Source organism: Pseudomonas sp. HN8-3 (genome assembly GCF_020790195.1).
Taxonomy (GTDB): Bacteria; Pseudomonadota; Gammaproteobacteria; order Pseudomonadales; family Pseudomonadaceae; genus Aquipseudomonas; species Aquipseudomonas synxantha_A.
This window is the reverse complement of the sequence record NZ_CP086206.1, coordinates 1,267,533-1,290,514: the sequence shown is the minus strand read 5'-3', so window position 1 is coordinate 1,290,514 and position 22,982 is coordinate 1,267,533. Positions and strand designations below refer to the sequence as shown.

The window sequence follows — 22,982 nt, the reverse complement described above, 5'->3', positions numbered from 1 at the left end:
TGCTGGGTCACAAGCTCGGTATAAAGGGCGTGATCATTCACCAGACCAATAGTTCGAAAGTGACCAATGGTTCACTTTCGACCTTTGACAGCGGTCATTCTTGTCTATATTTTTTCGTTTCCGAATACTGTAGGAATAGTCCATCAGTGCTCCAGCAGTAAGCCGCGACTAAGGATGGGGATCCTCGTCACGGTGAAAATCGCGCAACCGCCCGTTGAGGCAGTGCGCCAGACAAGAACAACAACTGAGGTTTTCCATGACAACTGCTCTTCAACAGCCTTCACTCTCGAGCCAATGCATGGCCGAGTTCCTGGGCACTGCGCTGCTGATCTTCTTCGGTACCGGTTGCGTCGCTGCGCTCAAGGTCGCGGGTGCGAGCTTTGGGTTATGGGAAATCAGCATCATCTGGGGGATCGGTGTCAGCATGGCGATCTACCTGAGTGCCGGTATATCCGGGGCTCACCTCAACCCGGCGGTAAGTATCGCCCTGTGCCTTTTTGCCGACTTCGAAAAACGCAAACTGCCCTTCTATATTCTCGCCCAGGTCGCCGGCGCATTCTGCTCCGCCGCACTGGTGTACACGCTCTACAGCAATCTTTTTTTCGATTACGAACAAACCCACCAGATGGTCCGTGGCTCCCAGGCCAGCCTGGAACTGGCGTCGGTGTTCTCCACCTACCCCCATGCATTGCTGAGCACGGCCCAGGCATTCCTGGTGGAAATGGTCATCACCGCAATATTGATGGGCGTGATCATGGCCCTCACCGACGACAACAACGGCCTGCCTCGCGGCCCGCTGGCCCCGCTGCTGATCGGTTTATTGATCGCCGTGATTGGTAGCGCCATGGGCCCGCTGACCGGCTTTGCGATGAACCCGGCACGGGACTTCGGGCCCAAGCTGATGACCTTTTTCGCCGGTTGGGGTGAAATGGCCTTTACTGGCGGTCGCGATATTCCTTACTTCCTGGTACCGATATTCGCCCCGATTGTCGGTGCTTGCCTCGGTGCTGCCGCCTATCGCGGGCTGATCGCTCGCCACCTGCCGAGCGCAGCACCTGCTATAGCTGAAACACCTGACACGGCTGTCGACGGCAAGACTCGTATTTCCTGAAAGCGCCAGCCTGGTCCACTGCCCTTCACGGCCCAGGCTGATTTCTGACTTCCTTATTTCGTTCAAGGCAATTGACATGACCGACCTTCAGAATAAGAACTACATCATTGCCCTCGATCAGGGCACCACCAGTTCGCGGGCGATCATCTTCGATCGCGACGCCAACGTGGTGTGCACCGCGCAACGTGAATTCGTCCAACACTACCCGCAGGCCGGCTGGGTTGAGCATGACCCGATGGAAATCTTCGCCACCCAAAGCGCGGTGATGGTAGAGGCGCTGGCCCAGGCCGGTTTGCACCATGATCAGGTTGCCGCCATCGGTATCACCAACCAGCGTGAAACCACCGTGGTCTGGGATAAAATCACCGGTCGCCCGATCTACAACGCCATCGTCTGGCAGTGCCGACGCAGCACCGAAATTTGCCAGCAACTCAAGCGAGACGGCCATGAGCAGTACATCAGCGACACTACCGGTCTGGTTACCGACCCGTACTTCTCCGGCACCAAGCTCAAGTGGATCCTCGACAACGTCGAAGGCAGCCGCGAACGTGCGCGCAATGGCGAGCTGTTGTTCGGCACCGTCGACAGCTGGCTGATCTGGAAATTTACCGGCGGCAAGACCCACGTCACCGACTACACCAACGCGTCGCGCACCATGCTCTTTAACATCCACACACTGGAGTGGGATGCGAAGATGCTGGAGATTCTCGACATCCCGCGGGAAATGCTCCCCGAAGTGAAGTCGTCCTCCGAAATCTACGGCCGCACCAAAAGTGGCATCGCCATTGGCGGTATTGCCGGTGACCAACAGGCCGCGCTGTTCGGCCAGATGTGCGTCGAAGCCGGCCAGGCCAAGAACACCTATGGCACCGGTTGCTTCCTGCTGATGAACACCGGCGACAAGGCGGTGAAATCCAAGCACGGCATGCTCACCACCATCGCCTGCGGCCCCCGCGGTGAAGTGGCTTACGCTCTGGAAGGCGCGGTATTCAATGGTGGCTCCACTGTGCAATGGCTGCGTGACGAACTGAAAATCATCAACGACGCCCACGACACCGAATACTTCGCCGGCAAGGTCAAGGACAGCAACGGCGTGTATCTGGTACCCGCCTTTACCGGCCTGGGCGCACCGTACTGGGACCCGTATGCCCGTGGCGCGCTGTTCGGCCTGACACGAGGCGTACGCGTGGACCACATCATTCGTGCGGCGCTGGAGTCGATTGCCTACCAGACCCGCGACGTACTCGACGCCATGCAGCAGGACTCGGGCGAACGCCTCAAGGCCCTGCGCGTGGACGGTGGTGCGGTCGCCAACAACTTCCTGATGCAATTTCAGGCCGACATCCTCGGCACTCAGGTCGAACGCCCACAAATGCGCGAGACTACTGCCCTCGGCGCCGCCTACCTGGCTGGCCTGGCGTGTGGCTTCTGGGGCAGCCTGGAGGAGTTGCGTGGCAAGGCGGTGATCGAGCGCGAGTTCGAACCACAGCTGGATGAAGCGGCCAAAGAGAAACTCTACGCCGGCTGGCAAAAAGCGGTGAGCCGCACCCGTGACTGGGAACCGCACGAAGGCGCTGAATAAGGTTGTAACTGGCAGGGAGCGGATTCCTGCGTCATCATGGGCCACTTTTGTATGGCAGCCCAAAGGACGCCCCATGAATCTGCCTCCCCGCCAACAACAAATCCTCGAACTGGTCCGCGAACGCGGCTACGTCAGTATCGAGGAAATGGCGCAGCTATTCGTTGTCACCCCGCAAACCATCCGCCGCGATATCAACCAACTGGCGGACGCCAATCTGCTGCGCCGCTACCACGGCGGCGCGGCCTATGACTCCAGTGTCGAGAACACCGCGTACGCCATGCGGGCCGATCAGATGCGTGACGAGAAGCAACGCATCGGCGAAGCGATCGCCGCTCAGATTCCCGATCATGCCTCGCTGTTCATCAACATCGGCACCACCACCGAATCCATCGCTCGTGCGCTGCTCAATCACAGCCACCTGAAAATCATCACCAATAACCTCAACGTCGCCACCATGCTCAGTGCCAAGGACGACTTCGATGTGTTGCTGACCGGCGGCAACGTGCGCCGCGACGGCGGCGTGGTGGGCCAGGCCAGTGTCGATTTCATCAATCAGTTCAAGGTCGACTTTGCCCTGGTCGGTATCAGCGGGATCGACGAGGACGGCAGCCTGCTGGACTTCGATTATCAGGAGGTGCGGGTTTCCCAGGCCATCATCGCCAATGCGCGGCAGGTGATCCTGGCGGCGGACTCCAGCAAATTCGGGCGCAATGCCATGATTCGCCTGGGGCCGATCAGCCTGGTGGATTGCCTAGTGACTGATCAACAGCCAGTGCCCGCATTGGTGCAAGTGTTGAATGAGCATAAGGTGCGGCTCGAGGTCGTGTAGCGCCTGCACTGCCGCCATCGGGAGCAATCCCCCTCCCACATTTTGAGCTGTGAACACATACCAAAGTGGGAGGGGGCTTGCTCCCGATGGCGATCTATCCAGCACTCAACCTCTTGAGTCTTCCCCCGACTCATGTTCACAAATTTTCCTTTTCCTGCCCTTCGATGAGTTTTTTCAATCGAAGTCAGCTGGCTGTGCCCGCATTTATCAGCTACCATTTTCGCAAATGAACATTAATGTTCGAATTCCAAGACGAAAAGATCGCGAGGCTAGCCGATGAACCCTTCCACCTTGCCTGCTCCACCGCTTGCCGAAGTCTATGACGTTGCCGTGATTGGCGGCGGGATCAACGGCGTCGGCATTGCAGCAGACGCAGCCGGGCGCGGTTTGTCGGTATTCCTTTGCGAAAAGGATGACTTGGCCAGCCACACGTCTTCGGCCAGCAGCAAGCTGATCCACGGTGGCCTGCGTTATCTGGAACATTACGAATTCCGCCTGGTGCGGGAAGCCCTCGCCGAGCGTGAAGTACTGCTGGCCAAGGCCCCGCACATCGTCAAGCAAATGCGCTTCGTACTGCCACACCGCCCGCACCTGCGCCCGGCGTGGATGATTCGTGCCGGTCTGTTCCTTTATGACCACTTGGGCAAGCGCGAAAAGCTGGCAGGTTCCAAAAGCCTCAAGTTCGGCGCCGACAGCCCGCTCAAAAGCGAAATCACCAAGGGCTTTGAATACTCCGACTGCTGGGTCGACGACGCCCGCCTGGTGGTACTCAACGCCATGGCTGCCCGCGAAAAAGGCGCGCACATCCACACGCAGACCCGTTGCGTCAGCGCCAAGCGCAGCAACGGCATGTGGGAAATGAACATGGAACGTGCCGACGGCAGCCTGTTCTCGATCCGCGCACGCGCGCTGGTGAATGCCGCCGGCCCGTGGGTAGCCAAATTCATCAGGGACGACCTGAAGCTGGATTCGCCTTACGGCATCCGCTTGATCCAGGGCAGCCACCTGATCGTGCCAAGACTGTACGAGGGCGCCCACGCGCATATCCTGCAGAACGAAGACCAACGCATCGTCTTCACCATTCCGTACCTGAACCACCTGACCATCATCGGCACCACCGACCGCGAATACACGGGCGACCCGGCTAAAGTAGCGATTACCGAAGGTGAAACCGACTACATGCTCAAAGTGGTCAACGCGCACTTCAAGAAGCAGCTGAGCCGCGAGGATATCGTCCACACGTATTCCGGCGTGCGCCCACTGTGCAATGACGAGTCGGACAACCCATCGGCCATTACGCGTGACTACACCCTGTCGCTGTCCGGCGGCTCCGGCGAAGCGCCGATCCTGTCGGTATTCGGCGGCAAGCTGACCACCTATCGCAAGCTGGCCGAATCGGCCATGGCCCAACTGGCGCCGTACTTTACCCAGATGCGCCCAAGCTGGACCGCCACCGCCAGCCTGCCCGGCGGCGAAAACATGAGCACGCCTGAAGCGCTGGCCGAATCCATCCGCAACAAGTTCGACTGGGTGCCGAGCGAGATCGCCCGTCGCTGGTCCACCACTTATGGCAGCCGCACCTGGCGCCTATTGGAAGGCGTGCAATCGCTGGCCGACCTCGGTGACCACCTGGGTGGCGGCCTGTATACCCGCGAAGTCGACTACCTGTGCGCCGAAGAGTGGGTGACCCAACCGCAGGACGTGCTGTGGCGCCGTACCAAGCTTGGCCTGTTCACCACACCTCAGGAGCAGGAAAACCTGCAGCGTTACCTGTCCAAGGTCGAGCAGAGCCGCAGCAAGATCGAAGCGGCCTGACCGCCCAATTGTAGGAGCGAGCTTGCTCGCGAAAAACCTGAGAGCGCGCGTTTATTCAGCATAAACGCGGCGTTTTTGCGTTTTTCGCGAGCAAGCTCGCCCCTACGGACTATTCGGTTTTCCGAACACACCCCTCCACCCTATTCGGTTTGCCGGACCTCCGCCTGAAAATATCGCCGAAACAAAAAGTTAATATCCATATAAATCATGTAGTTACCCTTTTATTTTCGGTATGGCACGACTCATGCTCTACACTCTCTGACGATTACCTGAGGCGCCTTAGGAGCCGTCACGGGCATTCGCTATACAAGAGAGCCGTTCACCTGGCTTCATAAAAAAAACAAATGTCGAGGAAGTATTGATGCGTATCGTTCCCCATATCCTGGGCGCAGCTATCGCTGCTGCTCTGATCAGCACTCCAGTTTTCGCCGCAGAACTCACCGGCACGCTGAAGAAAATCAACGACTCCGGCACCATCACTCTCGCTCACCGCGACAGCTCTATTCCGTTTTCCTACATTGCGGATGGTTCGGGCAAACCCGTGGGCTACTCCCACGACATTCAGTTGGCCGTCGTTGAACAACTGAAAAAAGACCTGAACAAACCCGACCTGAAAGCCAAATACAACCTGGTGACCTCGCAAACCCGTATCCCGTTGATCCAGAACGGCACCGCGGATCTGGAGTGCGGCTCCACCACCAACAACGCCGAACGCGCCCAGCAAGTCGACTTCACCGTCAACATCTTCGAAATCGGCACCCGCCTGCTGGTCAAGAAAGACAAGGAAGGCAAGCCGTCCTACGCTGACTTTGCCGACCTCAAAGGCAAGAACGTCGTGACCACCGCCGGCACCACGTCCGAGCGCATCATCAAGGCGATGAACGCCGACAAGCAGATGGGCATGAACGTTATCTCTGCCAAAGACCACGGCGAATCCTTCCAGATGCTCGAAAGCGGCCGTGCCGTTGCGTTCATGATGGACGACGCGCTGCTGGCCGGTGAAGAAGCCAAGGCCAAGAAGCCGGATGACTGGGTTATCACCGGCACTCCGCAGTCCTTCGAAGCCTATGCTTGCATGGTTCGCAAAGGCGACCCGGACTTCAAGAAAGCCGTGGATGACGCCATTGTCGCCCTGTACAAGTCCGGCGAGATCAACAAGATCTACGCCAAATGGTTCGAAAGCCCAATCCCACCGAAGGGCCTGAACCTGAACTTCCCGATGAGCGACAAGGTCAAGGAGCTGATCGCCAACCCAAGCGACAAACCAGCGCCAGAAGTAAAAATCTGATACCTGACTAAGCTTATCTCCTGAGGGAGCCAACCCTCCCTCAGGCGTCTGTAATTACCTGCTAGCTTCAACTTGGAACACTCGACCTGGCGGTTTTCGAGCCGATCGCGTGTGCCTGGCATTCATTGTCGGGCGGAAAAGGATCTTCCCAAGCGGGTGCTTGTACATCGATCGATCTCGAGGGGAGACCCTAATGAATTACAACTGGGACTGGGGCGTGTTCTTCAAGTCCACCGGCGTGGGCAGCGAGACTTATCTCGACTGGTACCTCTCCGGGCTGGGCTGGACCATCGCCATCGCCATCGTGGCATGGATTATCGCCTTGCTGCTGGGCTCCATTCTGGGGGTCATGCGCACGGTGCCAAACCGCCTCGTGTCGGGCATTGCGACCTGCTACGTAGAACTGTTTCGTAACGTGCCGCTGCTGGTTCAGCTGTTCATCTGGTACTTCCTGGTACCGGACATGCTGCCGCAAAACCTGCAGGACTGGTACAAACAAGACCTGAACCCGACCACCTCGGCCTACCTGAGCGTTGTGGTGTGCCTGGGCCTGTTCACCGCCGCCCGTGTGTGTGAGCAAGTACGTACAGGCATCCAGGCGCTGCCACGTGGCCAGGAATCCGCCGCGCGCGCCATGGGCTTCAAGCTGCCGCAGATCTACTGGAACGTGCTGCTGCCCCAGGCGTATCGCATCATCATTCCACCGCTTACCTCCGAATTCCTCAACGTGTTCAAGAACTCCTCCGTGGCGTCCTTGATCGGCTTGATGGAACTGCTGGCGCAAACCAAACAGACCGCCGAGTTTTCGGCCAACCTGTTTGAAGCCTTCACCCTGGCCACGCTGATCTACTTCACCCTGAACATGAGCCTGATGCTGCTGATGCGCGTAGTGGAGAAGAAAGTCGCAGTGCCCGGCCTGATCTCCGTGGGGGGTAAATAATGGACTTCGATTTCAGCGGCATCATCCCCGCCATCCCGGGCCTGTGGAACGGCATGGTCATGACCTTGAAGCTGATGGTCATGGGCGTGGTCGGCGGCATCATCATCGGGACCATCCTGGCCCTGATGCGCTTGTCGTCCAATAAACTGCTGTCGCGTGTGGCCGGCGCCTATGTGAACTACTTCCGCTCGATCCCGCTGCTGCTGGTGATCACCTGGTTCTACCTGGCGGTGCCGTTCGTACTGCGCTGGATCACCGGCGAAGACACGCCGATCGGTGCGTTCACTTCCTGCGTCGTGGCATTCATGATGTTCGAGGCTGCGTACTTCTGCGAAATCGTGCGGGCCGGCGTGCAGTCGATCCCCAAGGGCCAGATGGCAGCGGCACAAGCGATGGGCATGACCTACGGCCAGACCATGCGTCTGATCATCCTGCCCCAGGCGTTCCGCAAGATGACGCCGTTGCTGCTGCAACAGTCGATCATCCTGTTCCAGGACACCTCCCTGGTCTACACCGTGGGCCTGGTGGACTTCCTCAACTCCGCCCGCTCCAACGGCGACATCATCGGCCGCTCCAATGAGTTCCTGATCTTTGCCGGTGTCGTCTACTTCATCATCAGCTTTTCCGCCTCGCTGCTGGTCAAGCGTCTGCAAAAAAGGTTTGCCGTATGATCTCTATCAAGAACATCAACAAGTGGTATGGCGACTTCCAGGTGCTGACCGATTGCAGCACCGAGGTTAAAAAAGGCGAAGTGATCGTGGTGTGCGGGCCCTCCGGCTCGGGCAAGTCCACCCTGATCAAGTGCGTCAACGCGCTGGAACCGTTCCAGAAGGGCGACATTGTGGTCGATGGCACCTCCATCGCCGACCCGAAGACCAACCTGCCAAAACTGCGTTCACGCGTTGGCATGGTGTTCCAGCACTTCGAGCTGTTCCCGCACCTGACTATCACTGAAAACCTGACCATCGCGCAGATCAAGGTGCTGGGCCGCAGCAAGGAAGAAGCCACCAAGAAGGGCCTGCAACTGCTCGACCGCGTGGGCTTGTCGGCACACGCCCACAAGCATCCTGGCCAGCTCTCCGGCGGCCAGCAGCAACGTGTGGCGATTGCCCGCGCCCTGGCCATGGACCCGATCGTCATGCTGTTCGACGAGCCGACCTCGGCGCTGGACCCGGAAATGGTCAACGAAGTGCTCGACGTGATGGTGCAACTGGCCCATGAAGGCATGACCATGATGTGCGTGACCCACGAAATGGGCTTCGCCCGCAAAGTGGCCGACCGCGTGATCTTCATGGACGCCGGCAAGATCATCGAAGACTGCCCGAAAGAAGAGTTCTTCGGCGACATCAGCGCACGCTCCGAACGTGCGCAGCACTTCCTTGAGAAAATCCTGCAGCACTAAGTACTAAACAGCTCCCACTGTAGGAATATGGCCAATGTGGGAGGGGGCTTGCCCCCGATAGCGGTGGATCAGTCACAGATGTATCGACTGACACACTGCTATCGGGGGCAAGCCCCCTCCCACACTGGATCGCACAGGCTGGCAGCTCTGGTTGACCCAAGGCATCTGTGATGAAATGCGACCCCAATCAATATCGCGCCGCGCCGCCATCACTTGCCGTGAAGCCTCGTCTGATACGCCAACTGTTCCTGCCTCCGTTGATCATCGCCCTGATGATCGGCCTGGGTTATATCGGCTTTTGGGTCAGCGAGTACTATGGTATCCGCACCCTCAGCGACAACGGCGAACGCCAGTTGGAGTTGCACGCCCGCACCGTCGAAAGTGAACTGAGCAAATACACCTACCTGCCCAGCCTGCTGGAGCTGGAGTCCAGCGTGTCGCAATTGCTGGCCGAGCCGAACCAGGAAACCCGCAAAACGGTCAACGACTACCTTGAGGGCCTGAATCGTCGCAGTCGCAGCCGCGCCATCTACGTGATGGACACCACCGGCCGCGTGCTGGCCACCAGTAACTGGCGCGATGCCGACAGTTACCAGGGTGAGGACCTGTCTTTTCGCGCCTATTTCCAGAATGCCGTACGCGGCCAGCCCGGCCGTTTCTACGGTATCGGCAGCACCAACGGCGAACCCGGCTATTACCTGGCCCATGGCCTGGAAGAGCACGGCAAGATCATCGGCGTCGCCGTGGTCAAGGTGCGCCTCGAAGCCCTCGAAGAACGCTGGCAGCGCGCCCGTCTCGAGGCGTTCGTGAGCGACGAGAATGGCATCATCATTCTGTCCAGTGACCCGGCGCGCCGCCTCAAGGCTGTACGCCCGCTGAGCGATGACACCAAGGATCGCCTGGCCCACAGCCTGCAATATTACTGGGCGACGCTCAATGAACTGCAACCCCTGGCCCGCGAGCGCCTGAACGAAGGCACCGAGAAACTGACCTTCCCGGCCAATTCGGAAGTGGTCAACGACCAGCACGCCGTCAGCTACCTGGCGCAAACCCGACCGCTCAACGACACGCCGTGGAATTTCACCCTGCTCACCCCGCTCAATGATCTGCGCCGTGCCGCGATCAATCAGGGCATCCTGGTGGCAGTTGCCTTCGGCCTTGTCGCCTTCCTGCTGATTGCCTGGAACGAGCGACGCAAGGTCATCGCCACCCGCCTCGCCGCTCGGGAAGCCCTGCAGGAAGCCAACAGCCAACTGGAGCGGCGGATCGCCGAACGCACCGCCGACCTGCGCGCCAGTAACGAACGGCTCAAGGGCCAGATCCGCGAACGGCGCCAGGCCGAAGAGACCCTGCGCCGCGCCCAGGACGAACTGGTGCAGGCCGGCAAACTCGCCGCCATCGGCCAGATGTCCACCAGCATCGCCCACGAGTTGAACCAGCCGCTGGCCGCGCTGCGCACCCTGTCCGGCAATACCGTGCGCTTCCTTGAGCGCGGCGCCCTGGACACCGCCAGCACCAACCTCAAGACCATCAACGAACTGATCGACCGCATGGGCCGTATCACCGCCAGCCTGCGCTCGTTCGCCCGGCGCGGCGATGACCAGGGCGAAGCCAGCCTGGGCAAGGCCGTGGACGCTGCGTTCCAGGTGCTGGGCGCACGCCTGGACGGTTTGCCACTGACCTTGCACCGCGACTTCGCACCCGCCCAGTTGCAGATCGACCAGACACGCCTGGAACAGATTCTGGTCAACCTGATCGGTAATGCTCTGGACGCGATGCAGATGCAACCGGCGCCGCAATTGTGGTTGGAGGGCCAGAGTACCGAGGGCAAATACCGCCTGCTGGTACGCGACAATGGTCACGGCATCGCCCCTGAGGCACGCAAGCATTTGTTCGAACCCTTCTTCACCACCAAGCCCGGCGAACAAGGCCTGGGCCTGGGCCTGACCCTGTCCGCGAGCCTCGCAGCCGCGACCGGTGGCAGCCTGGCCGTGGAACACCCGGCCGGTGGTGGTACTGCCTTTGTCCTTAACCTGCCGCTGGCGGGCGCTAAAAAAGTTGAGTCGACATGAATACTGATCCCCAAGAACTGACCGTGCTGATCGTCGAAGATGATCCCCACGTGCTGCTCGGTTGCCAACAGGCCCTGGCGCTGGAAGACATCCACAGCGTCGGCGTGGGCAGCGCCGAAGAAGCGCTCAAACGTATCGGCGAAAACTTTGCCGGCATCGTCATCAGCGATATTCGCCTGCCGGGCATCGATGGTCTGGAGCTGCTGACCCGCCTCAAGGCGTTGGATAAAAGCCTGCCGGTGGTCCTGATTACCGGGCATGGCGATATTTCCATGGCCGTCGGCGCCATGCGCAACGGCGCCTACGATTTCATGGAAAAACCCTTCTCTCCCGAGCGCCTGGTCGATGTTGCCCGTCGCGCCCTGGAGCAGCGTGGGCTGGCGCGAGAGGTCTGGTCACTGCGCCGCCAGTTGGCCGAGCGTGATTCGCTGGAAGGCCGCATCATTGGCCGCTCGCCGGCGATGCAGAACCTGCGCGAGCTGATCGCCAACGTCGCCGACACGTCGGCCAACGTGCTGATCGAAGGTGAGACTGGCACTGGCAAGGAGCTGGTTGCCCGTTGCCTGCATGATTTCAGCCGACGCCACTCCCATCAGTTCGTCGCCTTGAACTGCGGGGGCCTGCCGGAAAACCTGTTCGAAAGCGAAATTTTCGGCCACGAGGCCAATGCCTTCACCGGCGCCGGCAAACGCCGCATCGGCAAGATCGAACACGCCCACCAAGGCACGCTGTTCCTCGATGAAGTGGAAAGTATGCCGATCAACCTGCAGATCAAACTGCTGCGGGTGCTGCAGGAACGCACCCTGGAGCGCCTGGGTTCGAACCAGAGCGTGGCAGTGGATTGCCGGGTAATCGCTGCCACCAAGTCCGACCTCGACGAACTGAGCCGCGCCAACCAGTTCCGCAGCGACCTGTACTACCGCCTCAACGTGGTCACCCTGGAACTGCCGCCTTTGCGCGAGCGGCGCGAAGACATCCTGCAACTGTTCGAACACTTCCTGCAGCAATCGTCGCTGCGCTTCGACCGGGCGGTGCCGGAGCTGGACAACCAGACCTTGTCGAGCCTGATGAGCCACGACTGGCCGGGCAACGTGCGTGAACTGCGCAACGTCGCCGAACGTTTTGCCCTGGGGCTGCCCGCCTTCAAGAAAAGCGGCGCCAGCAGCGGCAACCATGGCCTGGCCTTTACCGAAGCGGTAGAAGCCTTTGAGCGCAACCTGCTGGTGGACGCCCTGCAGCGTAGCGGCGGCAACCTGACCCAGGCCAGCCAGGAATTGGGCATGGCCAAGACCACGCTGTTCGACAAGGTCAAGAAATACGGGTTGAGCCACTGATGGATCTGTTCTTGAAGGCCGCACTTGGCGCGGCGGTGGTGCTGATCCTGGCGGCACTGGCCAAGACCAAAAACTATTACATCGCAGGCTTGGTGCCACTGTTTCCGACCTTCGCGCTGATCGCCCACTACATCGTCGGCAAAGGGCGTTCGGTGGAGGATTTGAAGACCACCATCGTGTTCGGGATGTGGTCGATCATTCCGTACTTCGTGTACCTGGCGACCTTGTATGTGATGGTCGATCGGATGCGGCTGGAGGCATCACTGGCAGTGGCTGCCGTGGCCTGGTTGATGGCCGCGACGATCCTGGTCAGCATCTGGGTTCGCCTCCACTCCTGACTCAACTCGGTCAAAAATGTGGGAGAAAGCCCCTCCCACATTTTTTGCCCGCCGTGTGTCAGCGGACGATTTTGTCGACTTGAATCCCGAGTTTTTTCAGGCGATACCAGAAACTGCGTTCGGAAATGCCGATCCGCTGCGCCGCCGCGGCCTGCACCCCGTTGCTCTCCTGCAACGCCGCCAGAATGTAGGCTTTCTCCACCTCGGCCAGCGCCGCATCCAGATCCTGCGGCACGCCCGGGCCGTCGCTGAGGATCGCCGTCACATCGCCCTCGCTCGGTTTTGAAGCAAACAGATAACCCGGCAAATCAATATCCTCGATCACCGGCGACGCTGCCACGATGGTCGCGCGCTCCACGCAGTTTTGCAGCTCGCGGATATTGCCCGGCCAGTGATACGCCGCCATCGCCTGCAATGCCTCGGGGCTGAAGCCGGTAATGCGCTTACCGGCGGTGGCGCTCAAGGTCTGGGCGAAATGCCGGGCCAGGGGCGCGATATCTTCCACGCGCTCACGCAGGGCCGGCAATGGAATCGGGAAGACGTTGAGGCGGTAGTAGAGGTCTTCGCGAAACTCTTTGTTCGCCACTGCGTCCAGCAGGTTCTTGTTGGTGGCGGCAATGACCCGCACATCCACCTTGCGCTCGCGTGGATCGCCCACCGGCTCGATGACCCGCTCTTGCAAGGCGCGCAAAATCTTGGCCTGCAACGCCAGGGGCATGTCCCCCACTTCATCGAGGAACAGCGTGCCCTTGTCGGCCTGCATGAAGCGCCCTACCCGGTCGGCCACGGCGCCGGTGAAGGCGCCTTTGCGATGGCCGAACATCTCGCTTTCCAGCAAACCTTCGGGAATCGCCGCGCAGTTGACGGCCACAAAGGGTTTGTCGGCGCGGCTGCCATGCTTGTGGATGGCGCGGGCGACCATTTCCTTGCCGGTGCCGCTTTCGCCGGTCAGCAGGATGGTTGCGCTGCTGTCACGCACCGAGTCCACGGCTTGCAGCACCTTGCGAAACGCCGGGCTGTCGCCCACCAGGCTGTCGAACTGCGCATGTTCATCCAGCTCGGCGCGCATCCGCGCGTTATCGCGCATGATGTCGCGAAATTGCAGGGCCTTGGCCACGGTGATGTCCAGCTCGTCGATATCGAACGGCTTGGCGATGTAGTCATAGGCACCGTTGCGCATCGACTGCACGGCATTTTTTACCGTGCTGTAGGCGGTCATCACAATCACCGGCACCTGTGGATAGCGCACCTTGATCTCGGCCAGCAATGCCGGCCCGTCCATGCCCGGCATACGCCAGTCGCTGATCACCAGGTCGATGTCCTCCTCGCCCAGCACCTTGAGCGCATGCAGGCCGTTGCCCGCGCTGAACACCTGGATACCGTTCTGGCTCAGGGCCTGGGTCAGCAAATCACAGAGCTTGGGCTCGTCGTCCACCACCAATACGTTATGCGTCATGCCCGTCCTCATCCTCGCCGTCGTCTTCACCGTTAGCCGGAATGTACAGGCTGAAGGTGGCGCCGGCATCTTTCTCACTGGCGCATTCGATGCTGCCGTCGTGACTTTCCATGATCGAATAGACTTTGGCCAGGCCCAGTCCGGTGCCCGATGCCTTGGTGGTGACAAACGGCGTGAAGATACGCTCGACCATATCCGCCGGGATACCCTGGCCCGTATCGGCGATGCTGATCACCGTGTTGTCGCCCACGTTGCGGATGCCCAGGGTCAGGCGCCCGCCTTCGGGCATCGCGTCGATGGCGTTGAGTATCAGATTGAGGCAAGCCTGCTTGAGCTGCTTGGCATCGGCATAGATCGTGGCGTCGGGCGCCTGATCGTCAATCTGTGCATCAATATTGTGAGTGCTCAGCTCCGGGCCGCAGAAACCGAGGATTTCTTCCACCAGGGCACGTGCCGGCTGCAGCACGCGTATCGGTGGATTGGGCTTGGCGAAATCGAGGAACTCGGTAATCAGCTCGTTGATGCGGCTGACCTCGCTGATGACGTACTCCAGGTGACGCTTATCGGTTTCCGCGAGGTCGGCCCGCCGGTGCAACAATTGGGTGGCGGTCTTGATGATGCCCAGCGGGTTGCGGATTTCATGGGCCAGGCCCATGGCGACTTCACCCAGGGCATGCAGCCGATCACGCCGACGCAGTTGGGCTTCCAGGTGGTGCAGTTCGCCGAGGCGCTCGGTCATGTGGTTGAAGGTGCTGCTCAACTGCGCCAGTTCATCACCGCCACTGACCACCACGCGATGCGCGTAACTACCGGAGATCACCGCGTTCACACCTTGGGACAAGTCGCGCAGCGGTTTGGTCAGGCGCTGCGACACCAGCACCCCGGCCGCCAGTGACAGCGCCGAGCTGAGCAGGAAGATCAGCACGAACAGGTTGCTCTGGTTCACCAGCCCTACCAGGCTGGTGTGACGCAACAGGCCGCTGAATATAACGCCTTGCAGTTCGCCGGCATCATTGAAGATCGGCCAGTACAAACCGCTGTACTGGTTAGTGAATTGCTCGCTGGGCTGCTTGGTGCTGCGCAGCGCGGCCTCGACGTTCTTCGGGATGCGCGAAGGGTGATTCTCGAAACGCTGGGTGGAAAATATCTCTGAAAAACCCGCCGGATTGGCCAGGTACAAACGCAGGTCCAGGGAGTGCACATCGGCCACGCTGGTGAGGAAACTGCTGTCCAGGTAGGTCGCCACCAACAACAGGTAATCAACGCCATCGCGGCTGGTCTCGAAGGTTGACACCACCAGCCCCGTGCTCACCCCCGCGACTTGCACGGTCTGCAGCACGGCATTGCTGGTCAGGTTGATCTGCCTGACGATGTCATCGGCGGCTGTGCTGAACACCACTTTGTGGTCGCTGGTGCGAATCAGCGCGACCACGTCGATATCGGTGGCATCGGCAATGTCGGCGGTCAGCCGGTCATGCTTGGCCGCCTGTTTGGACGACGGTGGGCTGGTATAGCGCAAGAACAGCTTGGCCATGCGCGCGTTGTCATGAAGGATGTCACCGATCTCATCCTTGACGATCTTGGTCGACTCTTGCAGCCAGATACGCACGTTGCTGTCGAAAATCTGCGACAGCGTGGTGGCGGCCAGCTCAGCGGCAATCATGGTCGGAATAACGCTGACCAGCCAGAACGCCAGCACCAGCTTGCGCTGGACGCTCCAACGCGAAATGGCAAAGGGGCGGGCTTTCTGGCGGGTCTTGGTGATCATCAGGTTTCGCTTATCGCAGCAGCCATGGCAGGGTCGGAACGATCCGGTCGAATAAACAGTTTTACAAGCTTGAGCAGGCCGTTGACCAGCCAGTTGCGATGGCGAAAGAACAGGCTGTTGCCCTCGAACTCGCACCCCAGCCGCAGTTTACTGGCATACCCGGCCTGGCCGCACTCGTACACCGGGATATTGTGCTCAATACAATAGTCGACATTAGTCAGCCAACTGCGAAAGTACAGGTTGTACTCACGGCTGAATTCGATGTCATGGCCAAAGAACTTATCCACCAGCCGCTGCTCATCCAGCAGGATCAAGTTGAACGCAACGAGGCGTTCGTCCACCCAGTAAAGAACACAGACCGCCCGTTCGTGAAGGTGTTCAAGCACGCCGGTGAAGTAAGCGGCAGGTAGGCGCTCGAACTGTAGATCTGCGCGCGCAAGCGTGGCCTCGTACAGGCGCATGATCTGGGGCAGCACATCATCGACGTTGTGCCGCCACTCGATGCGCGGTCCGGGTGCCCGTAGCTTGCGGCGCAGGTCCTTGCGCGTGGATTTGCCCAGCGAGCCCAGGTACGCATCCACCGACCCATAGGGCAACGGCAACACCCCGGTCGGCAAGCTCGGCATGGTCTGAAAGCCGGCCGCACGACAACTGTCGGCCCAATGCGGGTCGTTGGTCGGCGCGTCCTTGACCGCCACCAACCCAATACCGAAGTGGTCGGCATCCCGACGCGCAGCCGCCAGTAACTGGCGCAACAACAACGCGCGGCGGGCCTCGGGCACATGGCTGGCGACCCCCGCATCACAACGCTCAGCCACCGGCGAACCAATGGCGTACAGCGCCAATTGCAAAGCCTGCGGCCACAGGCGAGCCAGGCGTTCGGTCACGCGCTTGCCCGCCCCCGACACCGTGGTGTCGAGGCGATAATGGGTAATGAACGCAGCAGCCACAGCCACTAACGTTTCATCTTCGTAGACCGCCAGGTAACGCCACTGAAAATCATCGATAGCGGCGTTTTCTACAGCCAGGTAATAGTCCCAATCCTCCAGGGCACCGGGAAAACAATCATTCCAGGCATCGCGCTGGATCGCCCGGATGGTCGGGAAGGCTTGGGTGGTTATCACAGATTGCCCTTATTTCTATGGCGAACGCCGATCAAATGTGAGAGCTGGCCTCGGTGCGTCAGGCAGACCGCAGTGATGCCATGGCTGGCAAGCCAGCGCCCACCTTGACCGGCGTTGACCTGAAGGCTGTGTGCTGCTCGACAAACTCGGCACTCAACTCGATCACCCGTCGGTATTGCAGGTCGACGGTGATCATGTGGTAGCAGTTATCCAGCAAAATCTTGGTCACCGGGCCGCCGAGGTGGCGTTCCACGTAGTCGGCGTTCCAGCGGCTGGTGATGTCGTCTTCGATCGAATGCAGCACCAGCGCCGGCACCTTGATGTCGGGCATGCGCTTTTTGACCACCGCGTTCATGCGGTGCAATTCGCGCACGGTAATGCCTTCCATGGTCAGCAAACCGGCCTCGCTGCTTTCGCCTTCCTTCATCTGCCGTTCGACGATGGCCCGCAGGCGCTCATTCTTGATGCCGTAGGGCGGCTTTTCTTCGAAGCTGCAAACGTGCACGCCGAATGGAATCTTCATCAGCAACGGCGTGAGGAACGCCAGCTTGTTGATGCTCCAGCCGTCGTACTTCAGGGTGGTGGAGTACATCAGCAGCCCGGCGACCTGGCCTGGGTGTTCGGCGGCCACATACATGGACATCACCGCGCCCATGGACAAGCCGCCGACAAACACCTGCCCGTGGCGTTGCTTGACCTGCAGGAAGGTCTTGCGCACGCCTTCGTACCAGTCACGCCAGCCGGTAGCCTGCAAGTCGCTGTTATCGCCGCAGTGCCCGGCCAACGTGGGCACATACACCGTGCAATTGCCTGTCTTGGCCAGGCCCTTGGCGACCTGGCGCAACTCGGTCGGTGTGCCGGTCAGGCCGTGGATCAACAGGATCCCGACCGGACCTTCACCGAGAACGAAGCCGGCGGTACCTTCACCGAGGTCGATCCCTTGCGCATTCACCGATTGGTCGCTCGCACCAGTAGTTGCTCAAGCAGCTTGAGACCCAATTCGATTTCCGGGTAGCTGATTTCCAGGGACGGTGCCAGGGTGATCACGTTCTTGTAGTAACCGCCCACGTCGAGGATCAGACCCAGCTTCTGGCCGTCCACCACCATGTCGCCTTTCATGCCTTCCTCGACCATGTAGTCCAGGGTCGCCTTGTCTGGGGTGAAGCCGTCCGGGCCGCAGATTTCGCAGCGCAGCGCCAGGCCCAGGCCGTCGACATCGCCGATGATCGGGAAGCGTTTTTGCAGGTCCTGCAAGCCTTCCAGGAAGAACTTGCCCTTGGCCATGACCATCGCGCCGTAATCGACTTCGTTGGTCATCTTGAACATTTCCAGGCCGACGGCGGTGCCCAACGGGTTGGAGGCGAAGGTGGAGTGAGTCGAACCTGGCGGGAACACCTTCGGGTTGATCAACTCTTCACGGGCCCAGATACCGCCCAATGGGTTGAGGCCATTGGTCAGGGCCTTGCCGAACACGATCACGTCCGGCTGCACATCGAAGTGCTCGATCGACCAGAGCTTGCCGGTGCGGTAGAAGCCCATCTGGATTTCGTCGGACACCATCAGGATGCCGTGCTGGTCCAGGACGTGCTTGAGCTCGCGGTAGAAGTTCATCGGTGGGATCACGTAGCCGCCGGTGCCCTGGATCGGCTCGACATAGAAAGCTGCGTATTCGCACTGGTTGGTTTTGGGGTCCCAGACGCCGTTGTATTCGGTCTCGAACAAACGGGCGAACTGCTGCACGCAATGGCTGCCGTACTCTTCCTTGGTCATGCCCTTCGGGCCACGGAAGTGGTAAGGGAATGGGATGAAGTTGGCGCGTTCGCCAAAGTGGCCGTAGCGACGACGATAGCGGAAGCTGGAGGTGATCGACGAGGCTCCGAGGGTGCGGCCGTGGTAGCCGCCTTCAAAGGCGAACATCAGGCTTTTGCCGTTGCTGGCGTTGCGTACCACCTTCAACGAGTCTTCGATGGACTGCGAGCCGCCGACGTTGAAGTGCACGCGGCCGTCGAGACCGAACTTCTTCTTGGCATCGACCGCGATCATTTCCGAGAGCTCGATCTTGCCTTTGTGCAGGTACTGGCTGGCAATTTGCGGCAGGGTGTCGATCTGTTGTTTCAGCGCATTGTTCAGACGCGGGTTGGCGTAGCCGAAGTTGACCGCCGAGTACCACATTTGCAGGTCGAGGTAAGCCTGGTCTTCGGTGTCCCACACGTAGGAGCCTTCGCAACGGCTGAAAATACGCGGAGGCTCGATGTAGTGAACGGTGTCGCCGTAGGAGCAATACTTGGCTTCTTTATCCAGAAGGATCTGGTCTTCGGCGGTAGCGATACGGATATCAGACATGATGGAAGAGTTCCTGAGTGTCAGAAGAGGTGTTGAAGGTGGTGGCGTTGGCGGCGATGCCTTGGGGCAGCTTGGCCAGCAGTGCGGTCACTTGCGCAAAGGTGTCGAAGCGCGCGTGAGGAATGTGGTTGGCGACGCAGTACTCGGCGAGGCTGCCCTTGGCGAACACGAAGTCGGCGGTGGAAGCCACGCACATGTCGGACTTGCCGTCACCGATCACCAGTACACGCTTGTTGCGCGGGGTGGATTTGCACTTGCAGTTGCCGGAAGCGGCGCGGCAAGCATCGCTGGCGTAGGGGAAGTCGATACGCCAGCTGTTCTGGTCGATCTGGCGCAGGCGGTTGGCGAGGATCGGCAACAAGGTCACGTAATTGCGCGACAGGATGCGCGCGATGCCCTGCTCGATGCCGTCGCTGACCACCTCGATAGAGGCGCCCAGGTCCATGACGTGATCAACGAAATCCGGGAAGTCCGGGTCGATCTCGACGCTGTCGAAATACGCCAGCAGTTCGCTTGGGGTGGCCTTGATCAGCGCCAGTTGGCGGCTCAGGCATTCGCGTGAACCGATATGCCCGTCCAGCCATTGCTGTTCAATGGTTTCCCACTCGGGGCCGGCGAAGCGTTGGAGGACGTTGTCGATGACATCCGTGGGGGTAATGGTCCCATCGAAGTCACACACGATATGCCAGTGGATCATCTACCTGTACCTGAGAGAGCGCGCTGTATGCGCTTGCAACAGGGATAGAGCAGGGAGTGTGCCAACTAGTCAAAACCCAGTGGGGCTGGGGGTTTGCCGGCAGAGTCGCAGTGATAGGCGTGCTGCAAGCTACAATTTTTGTAGCTTGCTACAAACAACATGAGTGCTTGCGCAGGCGCGAGGGTTTGCGCGTTCATGCGCGCCTGTCACCTCAGGAACGTACACCATGACCAACATCACTTCTGCCGTATTCGCAGGTTTGCTCGGCCTATGGGGCTGCTCCAGTGCCGCCTGGGCAGACGGCATCAGCGGCGACGTGGGCGCGGGCCTGAGCTATCAGCCCCATGACCCCACCGGCAGCCGCTACGAAACCCGGCCCGTGCCCTACCTGGACCTGGATTGGGGCGACGTCAGCCTGAGCACCGACGACGGCTTGACCTGGAGCGCGCTGAACACCCACGGCATCACCGCCGGCCCCTATATCAATTACCTGGCAGGGCGTACCTCCAACGGTGAGTTGCAGGGCTTGCGCAATGTGTCGGACATGGCTGAGGTCGGCGGTTTCATCCAGTACGCCCCGGCCAACTTCTGGCGGGTCTACGCGCAACTGGGCCAGGCCGTGGGCGGCGGGCATTCCCAGAGCGGCACCCTGGGTAAGATCGGCGGCGAACTGGGCTACCCGTTGGGCGGCGGGATTATCGGCAGCAGTGGGCTGGTGGCGCATTTTGCCGATGCACGCCAGGCCAATACCTTCTTTGGCGTAGACAACAACGAAGCCGCCGCCACCGGCTTTCGGCCCTACAACGCCAGCGGCGGCTTCCAGAACGTGACGTTGAGCCAAAGCTTCGCCTTTCCCCTGGCGCCCCACTGGTCGCTGCTGACCAGCGCAAGCTGGGTGCATCTGGTTGGCTCGGCGGCCCGAAGCAGCATCGTCAAGCAGGCCGGCGAGGTGAATCAGGGGCAGGTGCAGACGGCGATCAGCTACACCTTCGATTAGAACCCGATGCAGTTCTGCCTTAAGTAAGCACATCCAAAATGTGGGAGGGGCAAGTCGAATCGTCGCACCGCCCCTCCCACATTTTGCCTGTGATTCGCAGCACAGTTTTCAGTGCTCTTCGCCCTCAGCCAAAAGCGCGATACCACCGATAATCACCCCCACCCCCACCCAATGCAACAGGCTGATGTGCTCACCCAACCCCAACCACGACCCCAGCAGCACCGCCACAAACACCAGTGAACTCAGGGGAAACGCCAGCGACAAACTGCTGCGCCGCAAGATCAGCATCCACACAAAAAACGCCCCCAGGTAACTGGCAATCGCCGCCAGGATCCCCGGGTTACGCGCCACGTCGGCCAGCCACTGCCAAGTGAAATCCATCTGCCCCAATTGATCACCGGCCACCTTGGTAAACAATTGCCCGGCGCTTTCGGTGGCAATCAGCAGCGCCCACAGCACCAGGGTGCCCAGGCGCCCATGTAACCAACCGCTATCGACTGTCTGCGTCGTCATGCCTGGCTCCCCGCAATCGCGACCAACATCACACCCAAGGTAATCACCAGCGTGCCCAACCAACGCCTTGGGCTGACCCTTTCCTTGAGCACCACCCTGCCCGCCAGAACCACCAGGCAATAGGCCAAAGCCGCCAACGGAAACAGCAGACTCAATGGCGCACGGGACAGGGCTTCGAGCCAGACGAAAAACTCGATGACATAGGCGCCCACACCGGCCCAGAGCAACGGTGCATTGAACACCTGGCCCCAGAATGCGCGCAGGCTGAACCCGCCATCGAGTTGCGGTAAGCGGTCCACGCCCAGTTTGAAACACAGCTGGCCAATCACATCGAGAACAATGGAAAACGCCAGCAGCAACACCACGGTCAGGGTCACGGGAACAGCTCCTCAAACAGGTTGATCAAGGCCTCATTGGTCGCGGCATTGCGCTGCAAATCTTGCACGCTCCAGCGCTGCGGCGGCGGCTGGTCGGACTTGGCTTCCCAGCGCTTGAACGCGTTGCTGAACACCGGCGTGGCGAACTCACCGCACACGTCGATGCCAATGATGCGTTTATGCGCCGCCAACGCCCGCAGGGCCTGGAGCAGATGGGTCAGGCGCATACCGCCCTGATCCCAATTGGTAGCGGCGTCTTCGCTGGCCAGCACATCCTTGTCGATGGTGATCCAGATCGCTTCGGTGGGCAGGCTGGCGATCATCTGGTCGAGGAATTTCGCCCAATCGAGCTCTGCCAGGTTGCGCCAGTGCAGGTGGTTTTCCTGCTGCTGGTGACCCGCTCCATCACCGACCCGACCCCAGACCTTCGACGGCGGGTGCTGCCAGGGAAACAGCTGCAATTGCCCGCGCTTGAGCGCGCCAAGGTTGCCGCCACGCAGTTGTGGGTTATGCAGGTCATCGCTGCACGGGCCGAGGGTGACGATGCGCTTGATCGCCGGCATCTTCAGTGCGCGGTTGACCCAAGAACCACAGTGGCGCTTGGGCGCAAAGCGTACCCAGTCGGGGTGGTTGTCGAAGTGGATCAGGCTGACGGGCTCTTTCAAATCAGCCAAAAAGGCCGGCGTAAGGTGGTGATAGTCACCGGAGCCGACAAACAGGATTTCCGGGCGCGCATCCCTGGGCCGAGGCCGTTGGGCCAGGCGTTCGGTGAATCGTTTCCAGGTTTTTTCTGTGGACCACAGGCGCAGTTTCGGCCCCAGATCGAGCAGGTCCAGACGCGTGGCCCGGCCGTTGGCCAACCGTCGGGCAATGGGTGCCTGGCCGGTAAGGCTGTGGTCGAGGTCAAGTATGTTCAAGGTAGTGTTTCACCCCTAATGGCAGCGCCCAACCGCAGGCCGGCCGGGCTTTAGGGGGGTAATGCAAGGGATGGGCCAG

At 60.2% G+C, this 22,982-nt stretch carries 21 protein-coding genes; 12 read left to right on the top strand and 9 right to left on the bottom strand.

The window, feature by feature from the left end; all coding sequences use genetic code 11:
- Nucleotides 1–256: 256 nt before the first annotated feature.
- From LJX92_RS05595 to LJX92_RS05545, 11 genes are all read left to right on the top strand, one after another.
- On the top strand, nucleotides 257–1,111 hold the full coding sequence (locus LJX92_RS05595; protein WP_032877537.1) for an MIP/aquaporin family protein: 855 nt from the start codon (nucleotides 257–259) through the stop codon (nucleotides 1,109–1,111).
- A gap of 76 nt (nucleotides 1,112–1,187) precedes the next feature.
- Nucleotides 1,188–2,693 carry a glycerol kinase GlpK gene (gene glpK / locus LJX92_RS05590; RefSeq protein WP_005785253.1) on the top strand — a complete coding sequence of 502 codons (1,506 nt, stop codon included), beginning with the start codon at nucleotides 1,188–1,190 and terminating at the stop codon, nucleotides 2,691–2,693.
- A 73-nt stretch (nucleotides 2,694–2,766) separates the two neighbouring features.
- Entirely contained in the window at nucleotides 2,767–3,522 is a 756-nt protein-coding gene (locus LJX92_RS05585) for a DeoR/GlpR family transcriptional regulator (protein ID WP_003188962.1), read from the top strand.
- A gap of 276 nt (nucleotides 3,523–3,798) precedes the next feature.
- Entirely contained in the window at nucleotides 3,799–5,337 is a 1,539-nt protein-coding gene (gene glpD, locus LJX92_RS05580; RefSeq protein ID WP_228309395.1) for a glycerol-3-phosphate dehydrogenase, read from the top strand.
- A gap of 361 nt (nucleotides 5,338–5,698) precedes the next feature.
- Nucleotides 5,699–6,625: a glutamate/aspartate ABC transporter substrate-binding protein gene (locus LJX92_RS05575; RefSeq protein WP_005785249.1), complete on the top strand. Its 927-nt coding sequence runs from the start codon at nucleotides 5,699–5,701 to the stop codon at nucleotides 6,623–6,625.
- Nucleotides 6,626–6,818: 193 nt separating this feature from the next.
- Nucleotides 6,819–7,565 (top strand): amino acid ABC transporter permease, encoded by a 747-nt coding sequence (locus LJX92_RS05570; protein ID WP_003188956.1) that lies wholly within the window; start codon nucleotides 6,819–6,821, stop codon nucleotides 7,563–7,565.
- On the top strand, nucleotides 7,565–8,236 hold the full coding sequence (locus tag LJX92_RS05565; RefSeq protein WP_003188954.1) for an amino acid ABC transporter permease: 672 nt from the start codon (nucleotides 7,565–7,567) through the stop codon (nucleotides 8,234–8,236). The genes LJX92_RS05570 and LJX92_RS05565 overlap by 1 nt, the downstream gene beginning before the upstream one ends.
- Complete coding sequence (locus LJX92_RS05560; protein WP_003188952.1) at nucleotides 8,233–8,967, top strand: amino acid ABC transporter ATP-binding protein; 735 nt, start codon at nucleotides 8,233–8,235, stop codon at nucleotides 8,965–8,967. The genes LJX92_RS05565 and LJX92_RS05560 overlap by 4 nt, the downstream gene beginning before the upstream one ends.
- Before the next feature lie 170 nt (nucleotides 8,968–9,137).
- Nucleotides 9,138–11,039, top strand: a complete 1,902-nt coding sequence (locus tag LJX92_RS05555; RefSeq protein ID WP_228309394.1) for a sensor histidine kinase — start codon at nucleotides 9,138–9,140, stop codon at nucleotides 11,037–11,039.
- Between the two features lie 53 nt (nucleotides 11,040–11,092).
- Nucleotides 11,093–12,373, top strand: a complete 1,281-nt coding sequence (locus tag LJX92_RS05550; protein WP_236648085.1) for a sigma-54-dependent transcriptional regulator — start codon at nucleotides 11,093–11,095, stop codon at nucleotides 12,371–12,373.
- Complete coding sequence (locus tag LJX92_RS05545; protein ID WP_005785241.1) at nucleotides 12,373–12,711, top strand: GlpM family protein; 339 nt, start codon at nucleotides 12,373–12,375, stop codon at nucleotides 12,709–12,711. Before LJX92_RS05550 ends, LJX92_RS05545 begins: the two co-directional genes overlap by 1 nt.
- Before the next feature lie 58 nt (nucleotides 12,712–12,769).
- Here LJX92_RS05545 and LJX92_RS05540 read toward each other — a convergent pair whose 3' ends face one another.
- From LJX92_RS05540 to LJX92_RS05515, 6 genes are read right to left on the bottom strand one after another with little or no spacing between them, the layout of a single operon-like run.
- Nucleotides 12,770–14,167, bottom strand: coding sequence for a sigma-54-dependent transcriptional regulator (locus LJX92_RS05540; RefSeq protein ID WP_005785239.1), 1,398 nt, complete (start codon nucleotides 14,165–14,167; stop codon nucleotides 12,770–12,772).
- Entirely contained in the window at nucleotides 14,157–15,935 is a 1,779-nt protein-coding gene (locus tag LJX92_RS05535) for a HAMP domain-containing sensor histidine kinase (RefSeq protein WP_078820407.1), read from the bottom strand. The genes LJX92_RS05540 and LJX92_RS05535 overlap by 11 nt, the downstream gene beginning before the upstream one ends.
- Nucleotides 15,935–17,059 (bottom strand): GNAT family N-acetyltransferase, encoded by a 1,125-nt coding sequence (locus tag LJX92_RS05530; protein ID WP_228309393.1) that lies wholly within the window; start codon nucleotides 17,057–17,059, stop codon nucleotides 15,935–15,937. The genes LJX92_RS05535 and LJX92_RS05530 overlap by 1 nt, the downstream gene beginning before the upstream one ends.
- A gap of 58 nt (nucleotides 17,060–17,117) precedes the next feature.
- Nucleotides 17,118–18,011 carry an alpha/beta hydrolase gene (locus LJX92_RS05525; protein ID WP_005785233.1) on the bottom strand — a complete coding sequence of 298 codons (894 nt, stop codon included), beginning with the start codon at nucleotides 18,009–18,011 and terminating at the stop codon, nucleotides 17,118–17,120.
- Nucleotides 18,008–19,402: an aspartate aminotransferase family protein gene (locus LJX92_RS05520; RefSeq protein ID WP_005785231.1), complete on the bottom strand. Its 1,395-nt coding sequence runs from the start codon at nucleotides 19,400–19,402 to the stop codon at nucleotides 18,008–18,010. The genes LJX92_RS05525 and LJX92_RS05520 overlap by 4 nt, the downstream gene beginning before the upstream one ends.
- The gene (locus tag LJX92_RS05515) at nucleotides 19,395–20,099 is read right to left on the bottom strand and encodes an MtnX-like HAD-IB family phosphatase (RefSeq protein ID WP_228309392.1); all 705 of its coding nucleotides are present in this window, start codon (nucleotides 20,097–20,099) and stop codon (nucleotides 19,395–19,397) included. Before LJX92_RS05515 ends, LJX92_RS05520 begins: the two co-directional genes overlap by 8 nt.
- A gap of 226 nt (nucleotides 20,100–20,325) precedes the next feature.
- On the opposite strand from LJX92_RS05515, the gene LJX92_RS05510 reads away from it, so the two are divergent.
- On the top strand, nucleotides 20,326–21,096 hold the full coding sequence (locus LJX92_RS05510) for a MipA/OmpV family protein (RefSeq protein ID WP_005785228.1): 771 nt from the start codon (nucleotides 20,326–20,328) through the stop codon (nucleotides 21,094–21,096).
- Between the two features lie 108 nt (nucleotides 21,097–21,204).
- On the opposite strand, the gene LJX92_RS05505 is transcribed toward LJX92_RS05510, so the two are convergent.
- From LJX92_RS05505 to LJX92_RS05495, 3 genes are read right to left on the bottom strand one after another with little or no spacing between them, the layout of a single operon-like run.
- Entirely contained in the window at nucleotides 21,205–21,609 is a 405-nt protein-coding gene (locus LJX92_RS05505; protein ID WP_078820405.1) for an EamA family transporter, read from the bottom strand.
- A complete protein-coding gene (locus LJX92_RS05500; protein ID WP_032877549.1) occupies nucleotides 21,606–21,986 on the bottom strand; it encodes an EamA family transporter in 381 nt (126 codons plus the stop codon). Before LJX92_RS05500 ends, LJX92_RS05505 begins: the two co-directional genes overlap by 4 nt.
- On the bottom strand, nucleotides 21,983–22,903 hold the full coding sequence (locus tag LJX92_RS05495) for an arginase family protein (protein ID WP_103733406.1): 921 nt from the start codon (nucleotides 22,901–22,903) through the stop codon (nucleotides 21,983–21,985). The genes LJX92_RS05500 and LJX92_RS05495 overlap by 4 nt, the downstream gene beginning before the upstream one ends.
- Between the last annotated feature and the right edge of the window lie 79 nt (nucleotides 22,904–22,982).